This is a genomic window from Hydrogenophaga borbori (genome assembly GCF_003417535.1).
Classification (GTDB): domain Bacteria; phylum Pseudomonadota; class Gammaproteobacteria; order Burkholderiales; family Burkholderiaceae_C; genus Hydrogenophaga; species Hydrogenophaga borbori.
The window spans coordinates 13,407-31,996 of record NZ_QVLS01000016.1; the positions used below are offsets into that span (position 1 = coordinate 13,407).

Sequence of the window (18,590 nt, forward strand, 5' to 3'; positions counted from 1 at the left end):
AGTCGGCGATTGTCTCACGCGTGCGTTGCCGGGTTCACCGCCAGCGCACGGGCTCCAGGCTCACGCTGCCGCGCTCGCCGCTGAGCGTGAGCACGCCCTCGAGCACCGTGGCCTGCAGCTGCATGCTGCGCTCGGCCAGCGCCCCCAGCGCGGGCGCCGCCTCGGCTGGCAGGCGCCAGACCTGCAGCTTGTCCAGCCGCGTCAGCTTGTTCTCGATGCCGCGCCACCAGACCTCGGCCGCGGGGCCGAAGGGGTAGACGCGCACCGCGTCGGCCTGGCTGCAGGCCTTGGCCAGCGGCTTGTCCTCGGGCTGGCCGACCTCCACCCACAGGCGCTTGCGACCGGTGAAATCGGTCAGGTGCAGATCGGGGTCGTCCGGGTCCGACAGGCCAGCACCGAAGGCCAGGGTGCCGTCGCCGCCGCAAATGTCGACCAGCTCGTGCGCGTTCAGTGCCAGCGCGGCCAGGCGGACCATCATGCGCTCGTCGGTCTCGCTGGGGTGGCGGGCCAGGGTGAGGGCGTGGTCGGCGTAGTGGCCGTGATCGATGTCGGCGATCTGCAGGTGCGCCTTGAAAACGGTGGACTTGAGGGCCATGGCGATTCGTCGGGCGAATGAAAAAGGCGGGTCCCGTTGCCGGAACCCGCCTCGCTGTCTGGTGGCGATAGGTGGACTTGAACCACCGACATCAGCATTATGAATGCTGCGCTCTAACCAACTGAGCTATATCGCCGAAGCCGCGCATTATAGCCCAAGCCGTGGCGGCTTCAGGCGCCCTTGAAATCGGGTTTTCGCTTTTCCACGAAGGCCGCCATGCCCTCCTTCTGGTCGCGGGTGGCGAACATGGCGTGGAACAGTCGACGCTCGAACATCACGCCGTCGGACAGCGAGCCCTCGAAGGCGCGGTTGACGGATTCCTTGGCCGCCAGCACGCTGGGCAGCGAGAAGCCGCAGATGATGAGCGCGGCGCCCAGGGCCTCGTCCATGAGCTTGTCCAGCGGCACCACGCGGCTGACCAGCCCGGCGCGCTCGGCTTCGGTGGCGTCCATCATGCGGCCGGTGAGCACCAGGTCCATGGCCTTGGACTTGCCCACGGCGCGCGGCAGGCGCTGCGTGCCGCCCGCGCCGGGGATGATGCCCAGCTTGATCTCGGGCTGGCCGAACTTGGCGTTGTCGGCGGCGATGATGAAGTCGCACATCATCGCCAGCTCGCAGCCGCCGCCCAGGGCGAAGCCGCTGACGGCGGCGATGACGGGCTTGCGCACCGAGCGGATCTGCTCCCAGTTGCGGGTGATGTAGTCGCCCTTGTAGACGTCGGCGAAGTCGTACGTGGCCATGGCGCCGATGTCGGCCCCGGCGGCGAAGGCCTTTTCGCTGCCGGTGACGATCATGCAGCCGATGTCCGGGTCGGCGTCAAAAGCCTTGAGCGCGGCGCCCAGCTCGTCCATGAGCTGGTCGTTCAGCGCGTTGAGCTGCTTGGGCCGGTTCAGCGCGACGATGCCGACGCGCCCTTCGGTGCGCACGGTGATGCATTCGGGGGTGGTGCTCATGGGTCTCCTCGGGTAGGGGTACGCGGTTCAGCCGGTCACTATAGCGTCAGGGAAAATATTAGCCGACCGATCGGTTGGTTAATGGTAAATTGCCGCCGACCCACCCAACGAGGAGACACGATGAGCGACACCACCGTGGTGTACGAGGAACGCGGGGCCGTGGCCCTGCTGACCCTCAACCGCCCCGAGGCACTGAACAGCTTCACGCGCGCCATGCACCGCGACCTCTGGGCCGCGCTGGACCGCGCCGAGGCCCATGCCGCCATCCGCGCGCTGGTCATCACCGGTGCGGGGCGCGGCTTTTGCGCCGGCGCCGACCTGGCGGAGTTCGACTTCGAGCCCGGCCCCGACCTGGTGCAGCGCGCCGACCCGGGTCCGGTGATCGAGCAGGCCTTCAACCCCACGGCGCGCCGCCTCATGGCGCTGCGCATGCCCACCATCGCGGCCGTCAATGGCGTGGCGGCGGGCGCGGGCGCCTCCCTGGCCATGTGCTGCGACATCGCCATCGCCGCGCCGGGTGCGAGCTTCATCCAGGCCTTCAGCAAGATTGGGCTGATCCCCGACGCCGGCGGCAGCTGGCTGCTGGTGGAGCGCCTGGGCCTGGCGCGCGCCATGGCCCTGGCCATGACGGGCGACAAGCTGCCCGCCCAGCAGGCCAAGGACTGGGGAATGATCTGGGACGTGGCCGAGGATTGCGTGGGCAGCGCGCTCGTCCTGGCCGACAAGCTCGCGGCCATGCCGACCAAGGCCCTGGTGGCCACGCGCGGCCTGTTGCGCGAGGCCTCCACGCGTGGCTTCAGCCAGCAGCTCGATGCCGAGCGCGACACGCAGTCGGCCCTGGGCCGCACGCACGACTACATCGAGGGCGTGATGGCCTTCCGCGAAAAGCGCCCGGCGCGCTTCAAGGGGGAGTGATGACGCCCGAGCAACGCGCCGAGACCGTCGGCACGACCATGTTCGCCAACGACGTGGCCAGCAAGGACACCATGGGCATGGAGCTGCTGGCCTGCGGTCCCGGCCGCGCCACCATGCGCATGGCCGTGAAGCCGCTGCACCTCAACGGCCACCAGATCTGCCACGGCGGCTTCATCTTCACCCTGGCCGACTCCACCTTCGCCTTCGCCTGCAACAGCCACAACCGCAACGCGGTGGCCGCCGGCTGCAGCATCGAGTTCCTGCGCCCCGCGCACGCGGGTGACGTGCTCACCTGCGAGGGCATGGAGCAGACGCTGTCGGGCCGCCACGGCATCTACGACATGAAGGTCAGCAACCAGCGCGGCGAGGTGGTCGCCATGTTCCGTGGCAAGAGCGCGCAGATTCCCGGTCACGTGTTTCCCGAAGAGGACAAGGCATGAACAGCTTCCCCCTGGAACCCATCGAGAAGGCCAGCCTCGACGAGCTGCGCTCGCTGCAGCTCAAGCGCCTGCGCGCCACGCTGGCCCACGCCTACGCCAACTCGCCCGTCTACCGCGCCAAGTTCGACGCCGCGGGCGTGCACCCCGACGACTGCCGCTCGCTGGAGGACCTGGCGAAGTTCCCGTTCACCACCAAGGCCGACCTGCGCGACAACTACCCCTTCGGCATGTTCGCGGTGCCGCGGGAGAAGTGCGCGCGCATCCACGCCAGCAGCGGCACCACGGGCAAGCCCACGGTGGTGGGCTACACGCTGCGCGACATCGACACCTGGGCCACGGTGATGGCGCGCAGCATCCGCGCCAGCGGCGCGCGCCCGGGCGACCTGGTGCACGTGAGCTACGGCTACGGCCTGTTCACCGGTGGCCTGGGTGCGCACTACGGCGCCGAGAAGCTGGGCCTGACGGTGGTGCCCTTCGGTGGCGGCCAGACCGAGCGCCAGGTGCAACTGATCCAGGACTTCCGGCCCGACATCATCATGGTCACGCCGAGCTACATGCTGGCCATCGCCGACGAGTTCGAGCGCCAGGGCCTGGACCCGCGCGACAGCAGCCTGCGCATCGGCATCTTCGGCGCCGAGCCCTGGACCAACGACATGCGGCTGGCCATCGAACAGCGCTTGGGGCTGGACGCGGTGGACATCTACGGCCTGTCCGAGGTCATGGGTCCCGGCGTGGCCAACGAGTGCGTGGAAACCAAGGACGGCCCGACCATCTGGGAAGACCACTTCTACCCCGAGATCATTCACCCCGAGACGGGCGAGGTGCTGCCCGACGGCGAGCTCGGCGAGCTGGTCTTCACCAGCCTGACGAAAGAGGCGCTGCCCATCGTCCGCTACCGCACGCGCGACCTCACGCGCCTGCTGCCGGGCACGGCGCGCACCATGCGCCGCATGGAGAAGATCACCGGTCGCAGCGACGACATGATGATCGTGCGCGGCGTGAACGTGTTTCCCACGCAGATCGAGGAGCTCATCCTCAAGCACGCCGCGCTCACCGCGCACTACCAGTGCGTGCTCACGCGCGAGGGCCCCATGGACTGCCTGACGGTGCGCGTGGAAACGCGCCCCGGCCTGGCGCCCGAGGCCGACGAGGCGCGCGGCGCCGCGCGTGAACTGCAGCACGATGTGAAGACCTTCGTGGGCACCAGCATCGAGGTGGTGCTGCTGCACGAGGGCGGCGTGGAGCGCAGCCAGGGCAAGGCCAGGCGCGTGATCGACCAGCGGCCGCGATGAATCGCACGGGCGGCGGCGGGTTTGTGGCGAATTGAGGTCAAACCCGCTGGTCACCCCCGGAGGGGATCGCTACATTCGCGGCCAAATCCTGCCCGGCTAGCGATGGACAAACACCTGATCTTCTCCAAAACGGAACAGGGCCGCGAGGCCCTGAGCAGCCGTCCCGCCGGCCTGGGGCCGCGCCTGCGTTCCCTGCTGATCATGGTGGACGGCAAGCGCAGCGTGGCCGACTTCGACAAGTTGCTGGGTGCCGACGCGGCCCCCCTGCTGGAACAGCTGGCCGGGCAAGGCTGGGTGCGGGGCGAGGGGGCGGCGCCGGACAATGGGGCCGCCGCGGACGGCGCGGTCCCGGCCCCCGCGCCGGCGGATGCCGCGCCCGCGCTGCCTTTTGCCGACGCACGCCGCCTGGTGGTCCGCTTCGTCAACGACCAGCTCGGGCCCATGGGCGAGCCGCTGGCCCTGCGCATCGAAGGCTGCAAGACGCCGGCCGACCTGCAGGCCCTGCTGCCGCGCGTGCGCGAGGGCCTGCTGAACTTCAAGAACGCCGCGACGGTCGCCCAGTTCGATCAGGACGTGGCCTCGCGCCTGTCCTGAGCGGCCCGCGCGGGGCCCGGGCGTTCAGGCGTTCAGCCAGCCCGCCAGGCGCGCGGCGTCGTCCACCCCCAGGCGCAGCGCCTGTTGCTCTTCGGGCCAGTGCAGGGCCAGGCGCAGGATCTGCCGGTCACGCGAGACCAGGGCCGTGAGCCGCGTGCGCGCGCCGCGCAGGGCATCGACCTCGTCCAGGCGCGCCACGCGCCAGGCCTCGGCCGGCGCGCCGCGGCGCGCGGGCGCGAACTCCACGCCCAGCCACTCGTCCCCGGCCGCAAAACCGGCCGCCTCGGCGGCGCCGCCGCGCAGCACGGTCTTGATGTGCAGCGCGCCACCGGCCTCGCTCACGCGCAGGCCCAGGCGCTGGGCCAACGGCGCCGCGTCGTGCTGCACCTTGGCGCCGCGGGCCTTGAGCAGGCGCTCGGCCGGCAGCCCGCCGGTGCCGTGCACCCAGTCGGCGAGTTCGGCCCCATAGGCCCGTCCGCCCACGCGGCGCAGCGCGGCGCGCACCTCGCTCTCGCGCAGGGGACCGCCATCGCAGCGGCGCCAGAGCTCGCGCATCACCTCGTCGAGCGAGCCCGGGCCTTCGTCGCGCAGCGTGAGGTCCAGGCACAGCGCCACCAGCGCGCCCTTGGTGTAGTAGCTCACGGTGGCGTTGGGCGTGTTCTCGCCCAGTCGGTAGTACTTCACCCAGGCGTCGAAGCTGGCCTGGGCCACGCTTTGCAGCAGGCGCCCGGGCGTCTGGTTCACCTGGTTGATGTTCTTGGCCACGAGCTGCAGGTAGGTGGCGTCGTCGATCAGGCCCGCACGGCGCAGGAACAGGTCGTCGTAGTAGCTGGTGAAGCCCTCGAAGAACCACAGCAGCTCGGTGTAGTTCTCGGCGTCGTAGTCGTAGCGCGCGAATTCCGCCGGGCGCAGCCGCTTGACGTTCCAGGTGTGGAAGTACTCGTGGCTGATCAGGCCCAGCAGCGTGGTGTAGCCGTCGCTGGCCTTGAGCGCGCGGTCCTTGGCACCGGCGCGCGGCAGGTCGTTGCGCTGGCAGATGAGGGCGGTGCTGTTGCGGTGTTCCAGGCCGCCGTAGCCGTCGCCACTGGCGTGCAGCATGAAGACGTAGCGCTCGAAGGGCGGTGCGCCGTCGCCGTGCCAGAAGGCGATCTGCGCCTCGCAGACGCGGCGGGTGTCCTCGATCAGGCGCTCGGTGTCGACCCAGCCGCCGGCGCCGGTGAGCACGAAGCGGTGCGGTACGCCGCCAGCCACGAACTCGGCGCTGAAGAAGCGGCCCAGCGTGAACGGGCAGTCGGCGAGCTCGTCGTAGTCGGCGGCGAGGTAGTCGCCGAAGCCGTGTTCGTCGGTGCGCGCGGCGCGCAGGCCGCTGGCGGCCTGCCAGTCCTCGGGCGCGGCGCCGCGTTCCAGCGTGAGCGCGTGCGGCCGGTCTTCCAGGCCGAGCGCGCGCAGGCAGGTGCTGGTGGCGTTGAAGAAGCCGCGCGTGGCGTCCAGGAAGGCGGTGCGCACCGAGGCGTCGAAGGCATAGACCTGGTAGCGCAGCTCCAGCGGCTGGCCGGCCGCGTTGTCGGCCTGCCAGCGGTGTTTGTCGAGCTGCTTGAGCGCCACCGTCTGGCCGCCCTGGCGCGCGTCCAGGCCCTGCAGGTGCTGGGAGAACTCGCGCACCAGGTAGCTGCCCGGAATCCACACCGGCAGCGCGAAGCGCTGGCGGGCCGTGGGCCGCTCGACGGTCAGCGTGACGCTGAAGAGGTGGCTGTGCGGGTGGTCCACCGCGATGCGGTAGCGCACGGCGGCGGCCGTGTCGCGCGAGGGGCGGCGCCGTGTGGTGCTCATTTGGCCTTGGCGGTCTTGAGCAGGGTCTCCAGGCGTTCGGCGTCGACCGCGCCCGGCACGCGCGTGCCATCGACGAAGAAAAGGGTGGGCGTGCCGTTGACGCGCAGCTCGCGGCCCAGCGCCACGTTGCGTTCCACGGCGGCGGTGTCGCAGCTGGCGTTGGGGATGGCGGTGCCGCGCAGCATCCAGTCGGTGTAGGTCTTGCCCTTGTCCTTGGCGCACCAGATGGCCTGCGACTTCTTCACCGAGTCGGGGCCGAGGATGGGGTAAATGAAGACGTGGATGGTCACGTCCTCGACCTCGGCGAGCGTCTTCTCCAGCCGCTTGCAGTAGCCGCAGTTGGGGTCGCTGAAGACGGCGATCTGGCGCGTGCCCTTGCCGTGCACCACCTTGAAGGCGTCCTTCAGCGGCAGGCTGGAGAAATCGACCGCGCCGAGTTTCTGCACGCGCTGTTCGGTCAGGTCGACGCGGCTGCGCGTGTCGAACATGGAGCCCTGGATCAGGTAGTTGCCTTCGCTGTCCGAGTAGAGGATTTCGGAGCGGTTGATGCGGATCTCCCAGAGGCCGGGGAAGGGCGTCTTGCTCACCTCCTCGATGGGCGGCAGGTTGGGCAGGCGCTCGGCGAGGTTCTTGCGGATGGCGGCTTCGTTGGCCGAGGCGGCGAAGGCCAGGCTGGCGATCAGCGGCAGCCAGAGGGTCTTGAGCGGCAGTTTCATGGACGGGTCTCGTGAATCGGGTGTCGGTTCAGAGCGACAGGCCCATGGCCTGGCGCGCGAACCAGCGCTTGAGCGGGCCGCTGCGGTCGAAGCCGGCGAGCCCGCGGTTGCGCAGCAGCTGCACGCGTGGGTCGCTCAGGCCGAAGAGCGAGAACAGGCCGTCGGTGACGGCGGACATGGCCTGGACATCGGCCGCGCGGGCGCGCTCGTAGCGTCTGAGCAGTTTGGCGTCGCCGAGTTCGCGCCAGTATTCGCGGGCGTGCAGCACGCGGGCCAGTTCGGCGGCGTCGGCCAGGCCCAGGTTGAGCCCCTGGCCGGCCAGCGGGTGCACGGCGTGGGCGGCGTCGCCGGCCAGGGCCACGGCGCCCTGCTCGGTGTGGGTGAACCAGCGCCGCGCGCGCGACAGCTGCAGCGGCCAGGCCTGCGCCGGGCCCAGTGGGGTGAGGGCGCCCAGGGCCTGGGCGCAGCGTGCCTGCACGGCCTCGGCGAAGGCGGGGGCGTCGGCCTGGAGCCATTCGTCGGCCTGCGGACCCGGCAGCGACCAGACCAGAGCGAGGTCGTGGCCATCGGCGCCGCCCAGGGGCAGCAGGGCCAGCACCTCGCCGTGGGCGAACCACTGGCGCGCCACGCCGCCGTGCGGCCGTTCGGCGCGCAGCCGCGCGGCCAGGGCCTTGTGGGGGTAGGCGTGGGTGTCGTAGTCGATGCCCAGGGCCTCGCGCGTGGCGCTGTGCCGGCCCTCGCAGACCACGGTGAGGCGCGCGGGCGGCGCCTCGGCCACCCGCTCCACGCCGGCCGCGAAGCCCACGGCATCGGCCAGGCGCTGCTCCAGCGCGGGCACGTCCACGATCCAGGCCAGGGCCTCGGCGCCCAGCGCGTCCGCGTCGAAGCGCAACTGGCCGCCGTCGTCGCCCCAGACCTGCATGGCGCGCACGGGGGTCACGGCGCCGGGCACGGCGTCGGGCCAGGCGCGCAGCGAGACGAGCAGGTCGCGCGAGGCCTTGTTGAGGGCGTAGGCGCGCACGTCCTGAGCGCGCGGGGGGGTATCGGGAGCCACCAGGGCGACGCGCAGGCGGTCCTGCGCGAGCAGCAAGGCCAGGGCCTGGCCCACCACGCCGGCGCCGCGGATGGCCACGTCGGCGCGCCGGGGGGAGGAAGAAGGGGACATGGCGGGATTCTAGGAGCGCGGCACAATCCGTCGCTTCGCCGATACCGATACCCGCATCCACCATGAGCGACACCGCCGACGTGCAAGCCACCATCGAGCAACTCTGGATCTACCCCGTCAAGTCCTGCGCGGGGGTGCGCCTCGAGGAGGCCGAGCTGACCGACACCGGGCTGCTTTACGACCGCGCCTGGATGGTGGTGGACGAACAGGGCGAATTCGTGACGCAGCGCGAACTGCCGCGCATGGCGCTGATCCAGCCCAGCTTCAAGATGGGGCAGCTGGTGCTGCGGGCCCCGGGCATGCTCTCGCTGCACCTGGCGCTGGACGCGGCCGAGGAGCCGGCCACCGTGCGCGTGTGGGGCGACACCGTTCAGGCCTACGACATGGGCGACATCGCGGCCCAGTGGTTCAGCGATTTCCTGGGGCCGGACGCGCCCGGGCCGCTCAAGCGGCTGCGCCTGGCGCGCTTTGACCCGGAGGTGCGCCGCCCCAGCGACCCCCGGTGGACCGGCGGCCGCGAGGCCGGCACCCAGTTCGCCGACGGTTTTGCGCTGCTGCTGACCAGCGCGGCCTCGCTGGACGAGCTCAACGCCCGCCTGGTGGGTGACGGCCACGCGCCGGTGGACCAGCGCCGTGTGCGGCCGAACATCGTGCTCGGCGGTCTGCAGGCGCACGACGAGGACCGCGTCGGCGCCCTGTGCATCGCTGCCGAGGGCGGCGACGCGGTGATCGAGCCCGTGAAGCCCTGCGCGCGCTGCTCGATCCCGGACGTCGACCCCGATGCCGGGCAAGCCGGCCACGCCGTGGGCGATGCGATGCGCAGCTACCGGGCCGACCCGCGCATGGAGGGTGCCATCACCTTCGGCATGAACGCCATCGTGCTCGAAGGCGATGGCCGGGTGCTGCGCGTGGGGCAGCGCGTCAGCGCTGACTGGCGCTTCGACTGAGCCCGGCGGCGCCGCTCGGTACAATCGGCGCCCGTTTCCCCATGGCCTAACGAGGACTCGGTCCTCACGGCGTCCGGGTGCCTTTCACCTCGACGCGCAGGTCTGCCGCGCAGGCGCTGCACGTCGCCGGGGGGCGATTCACAAGGAACTTCCATGAGCCTCCAATGCGGCATCGTGGGCCTGCCCAACGTGGGCAAGTCCACGCTCTTCAACGCCCTCACCAAGGCCGGCATCGCGGCCGAGAACTACCCCTTGGGCTGGACGCGCTGAGAGGCTCAATAGGATCAATCGCTTCCGGGCGCGGGGTTGCTACTCCCGGCAAAGCCAGGACCAAGATGCCAGCCACGAAGGCCATCCTACGATGGCCTTTGGTGTTTGTGGCGTTGAAGTGGAAGGCGGTCTGCGCAGTGTTTTGGACACCCGCTTGCTGGTAGTAACCGTGACTAGCGAGCGAGATCGCGCTTCACGCAGTGGGGGCCGCAGATCGCAGTCGAGGGGGTATAGGGCGCTTAATCTACGATTGCGCCCATGAATCGAGATCAGCTCAAAAGACTAGAAAACGACCTTTGGGCCGCCGCCGACAAGCTGCGTGCCAATTCCGACCTCAAGGCCAGCGAGTACAGCACGCCCGTGCTGGGCCTGATCTTCCTGAAGTTCGCCGACAACAAGTACCGCCAGCACGAGGCGGCCATCGACCAGGAGTTCAACAAGCTCAAGGGCACCCGCCGGGAGCGCAGCAAGCAGGACATCGCCATCGAGAAATGCGGCTTCTACCTGGAGCCCCAGGCCCGCTACGACTACCTGCTGAACCTGCCCGACAAGGAAAACATCGCCAAGGCCATCCGCGCCGCGATGGCCAGTATCGAGAACACCAAGCCCGAGCTGCTGGGCGTGCTGCCGCAGGAGGAGTACGACCGCTTCACCCGCAGCCCCAAGAACCAGCACATCCCCAAGGACTTGCTCAAGCTGTTCTCCGACATTCCGGTGGATGCCTCGGGCGACGTGTTCGGTCAGATCTACGAATACTTCCTCGCCAACTTCGCGCTCAGCGAGGGCCAGGGCGGCGGCGAGTTCTTCACGCCGCGCTCCGTCGTCAAGCTGATGACTGAGATCATCGAGCCGCACGGCGGCAAGGTCTTCGACCCCGCGTGTGGCTCCGGCGGCATGTTCGTGCAGTCGGCCGACTTCATTCTGCAGCACCAGGCCGACAAGGCGGCTGACCTGGACGTCTTTGTCTGCGGCACTGAGAAGACGCTTGAGACGGTGAAGCTGGCCAAGATGAATCTCGCCGTGAACAACCTGCGCGGCGACATCAAGCAGGCCAACACGTACTACGAGGACCCCTTCAACGCCTTCGGCGCCTTCGACTACGTGATGGCCAACCCGCCGTTCAACGTGGACGACGTGACGCTGGACGCCGTGGAAAAGGACCGCCGTTTCAACACCTACGGCGTGCCTCGCAACAAGACCAAGGCTAAGGCGGCGGCGGGCAAGGATGGCAAGAACAAGGCCGTCGAGACCGTGCCCAACGGCAACTACCTCTGGATCAACCTCTTCGCGACGTCCCTCAAGCCCGGCGGCCGCGCTGCGCTGGTGATGGCCAACTCGGCCAGCGATGCCCGCCACTCAGAGGCCGACATCCGCCAGACGCTCATCCAGCAGAACCTCATATACGGCATGCTCACGCTGCCTTCAAACCTCTTCTACACCGTCACCCTGCCGGCCACGCTGTGGTTCTTCGACAAAGGTAAGACCGATGAGAGGGTGTTGTTCATCGACGCCCGCAACATCTTCACCCAAGTGGACCGCGCCCACCGGGAGCTGAGCGACGCGCAGATCCAGAACATCGCCCTCATTCCCCGCCTGCACAAGGGTCGCCGCCAGGAGTTCGTGGACCAGGTGGACCGCTACCTGCACCAAGGCATGGTCCAGCTCAAGGAAGCCGCCGAGCACCTGCCCGCCCTGAGCGAGCGCTTGCTGGCCGTGCTGGCGGAGGAGGCTGCCGATGCCGCAACGAGCCAGGCCGCCCGGGACGCCATCGCGGCGCTGCAGGCCCAGTGGGGCCAGCTCGCCGCACTGGCGCAGGCTCAGGACCAGCACGAACGCACCCGCGGCCAGAAGCACAGCGTGGACGAGCGCAACACTACCCAGCACCTGCTCCGCGCCCAGTTCACGCCCTTCTTCAGCGGACTGCACGCGGCGGTGAAGGTGCTGGACAAGGCCATCCGCGAGATGGACAAGCGCAAGGCCGAAGCTGCAAAGGCGGACGGCAAGCGCGCCACCGCCAATCGTCAGACCAAGGGTGTGAAGGCCGCGGTGCAGGCCCTGCACGACGAGCTGAAGGCCGCCGAGCTGTACTACCAGCATGTGAGCTGGCTGCAGGAGCGTTTCCCCAAGGCCGCCTACGAGGACGTCATCGGCCTCTGCAAGCTGGCTAGCCGCGAGGAGATTGCTGAGCAGGATTGGTCGCTGAACCCGGGGCGATATGTAGGGGTGGTGATTGAAGAGGATGGGAAGACAGAAGAGGAGTTCCTCGCGGACCTCACCGAAGCCGGTGATGAACTGACGGAGCTTCAGAGCGAGGCCCACGAGCTCGAAGCCGTCATCGCCCGGAATCTCGCAGCGCTGACGGGGCTTTGAACGTGAGGCTGTTTCCCGATCACTGGAAGACCGACTCCGTCAGTGAGCTCTGCACCGATGTCGTGGACTGCGTGAACAAGACGGCGCCTGTCGTCGACGGCCCCACCGAGTACAAGATGATCCGCACGACCAACGTGAAGGCGGGGCGAATCAATCTTGACGACTGTCGGTACGTTGACGAGGCCACGTTTGTCAAATGGACTCGACGCATCCAGCCGAAGCGCAACGACATCGTATTGACTCGAGAGGCGCCTCTTGGAGAAGTGGGCCTGCTGCGCAGCGATGAATCTGTTTTCCTCGGCCAGCGCACGATGCTTTATCGGGCCAACCCTAAGAAGCTCGATCAGCGCTTTCTGTACTACTCGATGCTGGGCCCGTTTGTGCAGGGCCAGATCAGGTCGCAAGGCTCAGGCGCAACGGTCGAGCACCTGAGGGTGCCGGACGCCGAATCATTCCTGGTCGCGTATCCGCCACTGGAAGAGCAGCGTCGCATCGCTGCGCTGTTGTCGGCCTATGACGACCTGATCGCCAACAACCAGCGCCGCATCGCCTTGCTGGAGTCCATGGCCGAAGAGATCTACCGCGAGTGGTTTGTGCGGATGCGGTTTCCGGGAGCAAAGTCGGCAGTCTTTGTAAAGGGCGTACCAACCGACTGGACGCATGAGCCCATCCTCAATGCCTTCAAGTTCTACGGCGGGGCCACGCCAGCCAGGGACAACCCGCGCTTTTGGGTGGATGGTGACGTCCATTGGTACACCCCCACGGACATCACTGGCGCCAGCAGCCCGTACTTGGAGGAGTCGGCCGACAAATGCACCGACGAGGGCCTCCAGAACTGCTCCGCCAACCTTTTCCCGGCCTATTCGATCATGATGACGAGCCGAGCCACGATTGGCGCCATCGGCATCAACTGCGCACCGGCCTGCACGAACCAAGGTTTCATCACCTGCATTCCGAACCAGCGCTACCCGCTGACCTATCTGTACCACTGGCTCAAGCTCGCCAAACCGCACTTCGAGATGCTTTCCGGGGGAGCAACGTTTGCTGAGTTGACCAAGGGGACATTCAAGCGAATTCGCATCCTGACGCCCCCGGAGAAGCTGGTAGCGGCCTACGAGCAGCAAGCTAGGCCCATGTTTGAACAGGTGGAGTTGCTCACCAAGACGAACCGTAGGTTGCGCGCTACACGAGACGCCCTGATCCCCCGCCTGATCTCCGGCAAACTCCGTGTCGAGGCGTTAGACATCCAGTTCCCGCCCAGCATGCAGCCGCCGCCCGCAGAGGCCGCGCAGCGTGGTGAGGCGATAGCCAGTTAGCAGGTCTTCTTCTCCACAACGGGCAAGACCAGGGAGGTGCCGTGGCCGCCGCGAAGAACTTCATCAGCGAGGACGACATCGAGCAGGCTCTGCTGCAGCGGCTGCAGCACCTGTGCGGCTTCGATGCGCTGAACTGCTTCACGGCCCAGCCCGACGATCTGAACGATGGCTCCGGCCGCGCCGACAAACGCGAGGTGATCCTGGCCGACCGGCTGCGCGCCGCGCTGGAGCGGCTGAACCCGCAGGCCCCGGTCCATGCGGTGGACCAGGCCCTGGCACAACTGGTGCAGCCCCGCACGGCGATGAGCCTGGTTGCGGCCAACCGGGAGATGGACGGCCTCATCCGCGACGGCGTGCCGGTGACCTACAAGCCCGAGGCCGGGCCGCAGGCGGGGCAGACCGTCACCGAGCGGCTGAAGGTGATCGACTTCGACGCGCACGACCCGCGCACCGGCCGAAACCACTACCTGGCCATAAGCCAGTTGTGGGTGCGCGGCGAGCATGGGTACCGCCGGCCGGATGTGCTGCTTTACGTGAACGGCCTGCCGCTGGTGTTCATCGAGCTCAAGAACAGCAATGTGAAGCTGCGCGCAGCCTTTGACGACAACCTCACCACCTACAAGGCCGAGATCCCGCAGCTCTTCACCACCAATGCGCTGAGCTTGCTGAGCAATGGCATCGAGACCCGGCTGGGCAGCATCACCGCGCAGTGGGAGCACTTCTTCACCTGGCTGCGAGTGGACGACGAGAAGGAGAAGCTGGACCGCCCGGCCATTGCCGTCCAGGGCCTGAGCGTGGAGCGCGTGGTACTCGGCCTGCTGGCGCCCGAGCGGCTGCTGGACTACGTGGAAAACTTCTGCGTGTTCTACCGCGAGACGCAGAAGGTCATCGCGCAGAACCACCAGTTCATTGGCGTGAATAACGCCTTCGAGCAGTTCAAGCACCGGCGCGAGCTGGGCGGCAGGCTGGGTGTGTTCTGGCATACCCAGGGCTCCGGCAAGAGCTTCTCGATGGTCTTCTACACGCGCAAGATCTTCCGCAAGATCACCGGCAACTTCACTTTCGTGGTGGTGACGGACCGGGACGACCTCGACGGGCAGATCTATCGCAATTTCCTGCACACCGGCGTCGTGGCACCCAAGGACGACGTGCGGCCCAAGGGCAGCGCGCAACTGCGGGACATGCTGGGCAAGAACAAACGCGTGGTGTTCACGCTGATCCAGAAGTTCCGGTTCGAGAAGGGCAAGGACTACCCGCTGCTGTCCGACCGCAATGACATCGTCGTCATTGTGGACGAGGCCCACCGAACGCAGTACGCAGGACTGGCCGAGAACATGCGGGCCGGCCTGCCGAACGCGAACTTCCTGGCCTTCACCGGCACGCCGCTGCTGGGCCAGGAGCGCAAGACCAATGCCTGGTTCGGCGACTACGTGTCCGAGTACAACTTCCAGCAGAGCGTGGAAGACGGCGCCACGGTGCCTCTGTTCTATGAGAAGCGCGTGCCGGAGGTGCTGATCCAGAACGACGACCTGAGCGACGAGTTCGCCCAGATCCTGGAAGATGAGAACCTCGACGGCGAGGCGCAAGAGAAGCTGGAGAAGCGGTTCGCGCAGGAGATGGAAGTCGTCAAGCGCGAGGACCGGCTGGACACGATTGCGCGCGACATCGTCTACCACTTTCCCCGCCGCGGCTACCTGGGCAAGGGTATCGTCATCTCGGTGGACAAGTTCACCGCTGTGACTATGTTCGACAAGGTTCAGGCGCTTTGGAAGGCCGAGATCAAGGCGCTGAACGGGCGCATCTCCGCGACAAAGAACGACGTGGAGCGCCAACGCCTAAAGCAGCTCAAGGCCTGGATGGGTGCTGTGCAGATGGCGGTGATCGTCAGTGAGGAGGCCGGCGAGGACGAGAAGTTCGCCAAGAAGAACCTCGACATCAAGCCGCACCGCCAGCGCATGAGCGCGCTGGACGAGCACGGCCACGACATCGAATTCAACTTCAAGGACCCAGAGCACCCGCTGCAACTAGTGTTCGTGTGCGCGATGTGGCTGACGGGCTTTGACGCGCCCACGGTGAGCACGCTCTACCTGGACAAGCCGATGCAGGGCCACACGCTGATGCAGACCATCGCGCGGGCCAACAGGGTAAGTGGCCACGAGATCCTGGGCGTGGCCAAGCGCAACGGCGAGATCGTGGACTACTACAACGTGTTCCGGCGCATGAAAAAGGCGCTGAAGGACTACGCCGCCGGCCCTGAGGACGACGAACTGCCGGTGCGGGACAAGAGCCATTTGTTCGCGCTGCTGGATGAAGCCATCGAGCAGGGCCTGGCCTATTGCCACAGCCAGGGCGTGCCGCTGCACGAGGCGCTGGACCGGGGTGATGTGTTCACCAAGCTGGGCCAGTTCAACGGCTTTGCCGACACGCTGCTGGCCAGCGACGAGCAGCGCAAGTCCTTCAACGTCTATGAGAACGCGATTTCCTCGCTGTACGAGGCCTGTAAGCCTGAGGTGCTGGGCCGCAACCTGGGTCGTGTGGTTTCGGCCTTCCAGTACCTTCGCGGGGTGATGGACAGCATTGTCGAGCAGGCCGACATCGACAGTGCGGTGAAGCGTATCGAGGCACTGCTGGACGCCAGCGTGGTGGTGGACAACGCCGAGAGCTTCTCGGTCAAAGAGTTCGAGGCCCAATTCAAGATCGTGCAGCGCGGCAAGGCCTGGGACCTGAGCAAGGTCAACGTCGAGAAGCTGCGCGAGGAGTTCCAGCAAGCGCCGTTCAAGAACATCCAGATCGCCGACCTGCAGGCCTTCCTGCAGCGCAAGTTGGCCGAGATGCTGGCGCAGAACAGCACGCGAACGGACTTCATCCAGCGGCTGCAGCGGGTGATCGACGCCTACAACTCTGGCGCGACGTCTACCGAGAACTACTACGACGAGTTGACCGCTTACGCCCAGGAGTTGAAGGAAGAGGCCGAGCGGCACATCCGCGAGGGCCTGACGGAGGACGAGCTGGAGCTGTTTGACCTGCTCAAGAAGGAGTCACTGACGCAGGATGAGACCCAGCGTGTGAAGCTGGCGGCCAAGCATCTGCTCAAGCGCCTGGTGGATGAGCAACCAAAGGTACTGATCCAGAACTGGCACCAGAGCGCCCAGACGCAGAAGCAGGTGCGGGCGGAGATCGAGCGCGTGCTGGACACCGACCTACCCGACAGCTACGACCGTACGACGTTCAAGCAGAAGTGCGACAACGTGTACGACCTAGCGGTCGAGTATGCGATTCGGGGCAGAAAGTGGGCGGCGTAAAGGGCAAGTCGGATGAATAGATCGATCGGCGTTGCACAGCATGCTTTACTGCATCCGTGGTTTTTAAGCATACTGGTTGTGTCACACACTTCAAGTATCTCGAAATGCCATCAGATGCGTACGCTGAGTATCAGAAAAATTTGACCGATGTGCATCGTCTCTTGCTGCTGCATGGTGCTCTCAAGGGAACTGGCCGTGGTAGGCGCGGGTTAGGCCATCTAACAAGAGGCGGCCTATTGCTCCTGTGTGCAGCGTGGGAGCGATACATAGAAACGGTCGCAGTTGAAGCGGTGATGTACTTGGCGAGGAGATTGCCGTCTCACACTTCACTGCCACCCGTTCCAAGGCAGAAACTGATCGACTATGTGAACAGTTCCAAGAACGCATGGACGCCAGCACAACTGGCGGCGCCGACATGGAGTCAGATCTATATCGAATTGGTTACGAAGAGAACGGAGACGTTGAATACTCCGAAACACAGAAACCTACAGCCCCTCTTTGATCACTTCCTAGCGGTTCCAGACATCGCCAGTTTCTGGTCTGCGGGCTCGGCGGAGGTGGATGCCTTCGTGGAAATGCGGGGTGACGTGGCCCACAGGGGTGGACAAAGTGCATATATCCGCATTGCGCAATTAGCTGCGCTGGAGGAGTCAGTCAGTGAATGGGTTCTTGAAACGGACAATGCGCTTTCTGATCATGTTCGCCAACTTATCACCCCGCATCGACGCCCATGGAATCGAGTACTCTAGTGGTACCGATGTGCCGTGCGGTACTGGCCGCATACCGTGCTTGATGCGCTCGACACTCAAATGAATCTATAGGTCTCAATGCCTGTCACTCCCTACGTCAAGCGAGTCGTTTGGGTGCGCGATGGCGGTTGCTGTGCGCTCTGCAGGGAACGACTCCTATTGGACGGTATTGATGCTGAGCAGCCTATGTTCCGCGGTGAAGTGGCGCATATCGTTGCTGAGCAGCGGGACGGACCGAGGGGAGAATCCACTCTCACACCTCAACAGCGCAATCATCAGTCGAACCTTCTGCTTCTCTGCTTTGATCATCATGCGGAGATTGATACTCGAGTCGATGATTATCCGGTTGAACGTCTACATCAGATAAAGAATGACCACTCCTCATGGTTGAACGAGAGACTGCGGGAGGAAGAAAGATGGACGACCAAGCTCCACAACTTTTTTTACCTTAACGTTCCACGTCTACAGGCTCTGGCGGCTTTTGCTGGGGTATCAATCGACTTATCACGCTACGGTCATATCGTGGCTTTACACGAACTCGGTTGGGATCTAAATCGGCTCATGCTCGGCTTCAAGTCGCTGCTGCAGCAAGCTGACCTCAAGGCCATTCCGCTCGAGAAGGCTTTGACTCTTGGACATTCATCGCGTGGCGCCCTCGTCTCGTTCGATGGTCCATTTCGGACAAAGAACATCGACATGCCTGAGACGACGGAAGGATATCGAATGGCTGTACGCGGAGATCCAAGTACTGATCCACAGATCTATAAGAAGGTTGGTGATGTGCGCGTCACGCTCTATATAGATCCTCGCTGGATTACAACGACAACAGCGTTTGTCCATTTCCGTCCGCCGGGCGGCAGAGGTAGTTTTGCTGGTCTTGGCTTGCTCAACTCGTTCGACGCCAAGCGCGTGAATGTCACCCCGCTCGTTTTAGGTCTCCCTTCAACTCCATTTATGGACGCGTTCTTCCGGAGCGACTAGGGTATGAGCTGCTGACTCGATGGCAGAGCTTGAATAGCTCGCTGGTGTTGGCTCCGCGTGAAGTCCCCTCGAAAACCTGAACCAGCCGGAGGTAGAGAATTCCCTCAGACGGAGTCTCTACATGAAGAAATCCAGATTCAGTGAAGCGCAGATAG

At 66.0% G+C, this 18,590-nt stretch carries 15 protein-coding genes, 1 tRNA gene and 1 pseudogene; 11 read left to right on the top strand and 6 right to left on the bottom strand.

Annotation, left to right across the window (positions count from 1 at the left end):
- Positions 1-34: 34 nt before the first annotated feature.
- The 3 genes from DY262_RS20165 to DY262_RS20175 all read right to left on the bottom strand — a co-directional run bounded on the left by DY262_RS20165 (position 35) and on the right by DY262_RS20175 (position 1,548).
- Positions 35-595 (bottom strand): YaeQ family protein, encoded by a 561-nt coding sequence (locus tag DY262_RS20165; protein WP_116960865.1) that lies wholly within the window; start codon positions 593-595, stop codon positions 35-37.
- Between the two features lie 59 nt (positions 596-654).
- Positions 655-731 (bottom strand) — tRNA-Met (locus tag DY262_RS20170).
- 34 nt (positions 732-765) lie between these two features.
- Positions 766-1,548, bottom strand: coding sequence for an enoyl-CoA hydratase (locus DY262_RS20175; RefSeq protein WP_070397308.1), 783 nt, complete (start codon positions 1,546-1,548; stop codon positions 766-768).
- A gap of 120 nt (positions 1,549-1,668) precedes the next feature.
- On the opposite strand from DY262_RS20175, the gene DY262_RS20180 reads away from it, so the two are divergent.
- From DY262_RS20180 to DY262_RS20195, 4 genes are all read left to right on the top strand, one after another.
- Positions 1,669-2,463, top strand: coding sequence for an enoyl-CoA hydratase-related protein (locus tag DY262_RS20180; protein ID WP_116960866.1), 795 nt, complete (start codon positions 1,669-1,671; stop codon positions 2,461-2,463).
- A complete protein-coding gene (paaI, locus tag DY262_RS20185; protein WP_116960867.1) occupies positions 2,463-2,903 on the top strand; it encodes a hydroxyphenylacetyl-CoA thioesterase PaaI in 441 nt (146 codons plus the stop codon). Before DY262_RS20180 ends, paaI begins: the two co-directional genes overlap by 1 nt.
- A complete protein-coding gene (gene paaK, locus DY262_RS20190; RefSeq protein ID WP_116960868.1) occupies positions 2,900-4,195 on the top strand; it encodes a phenylacetate--CoA ligase PaaK in 1,296 nt (431 codons plus the stop codon). Before paaI ends, paaK begins: the two co-directional genes overlap by 4 nt.
- A 102-nt stretch (positions 4,196-4,297) precedes the next feature.
- Positions 4,298-4,789 carry a hypothetical protein gene (locus DY262_RS20195; RefSeq protein WP_116960869.1) on the top strand — a complete coding sequence of 164 codons (492 nt, stop codon included), beginning with the start codon at positions 4,298-4,300 and terminating at the stop codon, positions 4,787-4,789.
- 24 nt (positions 4,790-4,813) lie between these two features.
- Here the strand turns inward: DY262_RS20195 and DY262_RS20200 are convergent, their stop codons facing one another.
- The 3 genes from DY262_RS20200 to DY262_RS20210 are packed head-to-tail and all read right to left on the bottom strand — an operon-like array spanning position 4,814 to position 8,500.
- Positions 4,814-6,619, bottom strand: coding sequence for a M61 family metallopeptidase (locus tag DY262_RS20200; RefSeq protein ID WP_116960870.1), 1,806 nt, complete (start codon positions 6,617-6,619; stop codon positions 4,814-4,816).
- Entirely contained in the window at positions 6,616-7,335 is a 720-nt protein-coding gene (locus tag DY262_RS20205) for a DsbC family protein (protein WP_116960871.1), read from the bottom strand. The genes DY262_RS20200 and DY262_RS20205 overlap by 4 nt, the downstream gene beginning before the upstream one ends.
- 28 nt (positions 7,336-7,363) lie before the next feature.
- The gene (locus DY262_RS20210) at positions 7,364-8,500 is read right to left on the bottom strand and encodes an FAD-dependent monooxygenase (RefSeq protein WP_116960872.1); all 1,137 of its coding nucleotides are present in this window, start codon (positions 8,498-8,500) and stop codon (positions 7,364-7,366) included.
- Positions 8,501-8,562: 62 nt separating this feature from the next.
- On the opposite strand from DY262_RS20210, the gene DY262_RS20215 reads away from it, so the two are divergent.
- From DY262_RS20215 to DY262_RS21685, 7 genes and pseudogenes are all read left to right on the top strand, one after another.
- On the top strand, positions 8,563-9,447 hold the full coding sequence (locus DY262_RS20215) for an MOSC domain-containing protein (RefSeq protein ID WP_116960873.1): 885 nt from the start codon (positions 8,563-8,565) through the stop codon (positions 9,445-9,447).
- 153 nt (positions 9,448-9,600) lie between these two features.
- A pseudogene (locus DY262_RS20220) lies at positions 9,601-9,699 on the top strand (GTPase); the annotation flags it as partial.
- A 276-nt stretch (positions 9,700-9,975) separates the two neighbouring features.
- Positions 9,976-12,087 (top strand): HsdM family class I SAM-dependent methyltransferase, encoded by a 2,112-nt coding sequence (locus DY262_RS20225; protein WP_116960874.1) that lies wholly within the window; start codon positions 9,976-9,978, stop codon positions 12,085-12,087.
- Between the two features lie 2 nt (positions 12,088-12,089).
- Positions 12,090-13,403: a restriction endonuclease subunit S gene (locus tag DY262_RS20230; protein ID WP_220377579.1), complete on the top strand. Its 1,314-nt coding sequence runs from the start codon at positions 12,090-12,092 to the stop codon at positions 13,401-13,403.
- A 41-nt stretch (positions 13,404-13,444) separates the two neighbouring features.
- A complete protein-coding gene (locus DY262_RS20235; RefSeq protein ID WP_116960875.1) occupies positions 13,445-16,705 on the top strand; it encodes a type I restriction endonuclease subunit R in 3,261 nt (1,086 codons plus the stop codon).
- Positions 16,706-16,809: 104 nt separating this feature from the next.
- Positions 16,810-17,454 (top strand): HEPN domain-containing protein, encoded by a 645-nt coding sequence (locus DY262_RS22235; RefSeq protein ID WP_425459306.1) that lies wholly within the window; start codon positions 16,810-16,812, stop codon positions 17,452-17,454.
- A gap of 78 nt (positions 17,455-17,532) precedes the next feature.
- Positions 17,533-18,435 (top strand): HNH endonuclease, encoded by a 903-nt coding sequence (locus DY262_RS21685; protein ID WP_342769003.1) that lies wholly within the window; start codon positions 17,533-17,535, stop codon positions 18,433-18,435.
- Positions 18,436-18,590 lie beyond the last annotated feature (155 nt).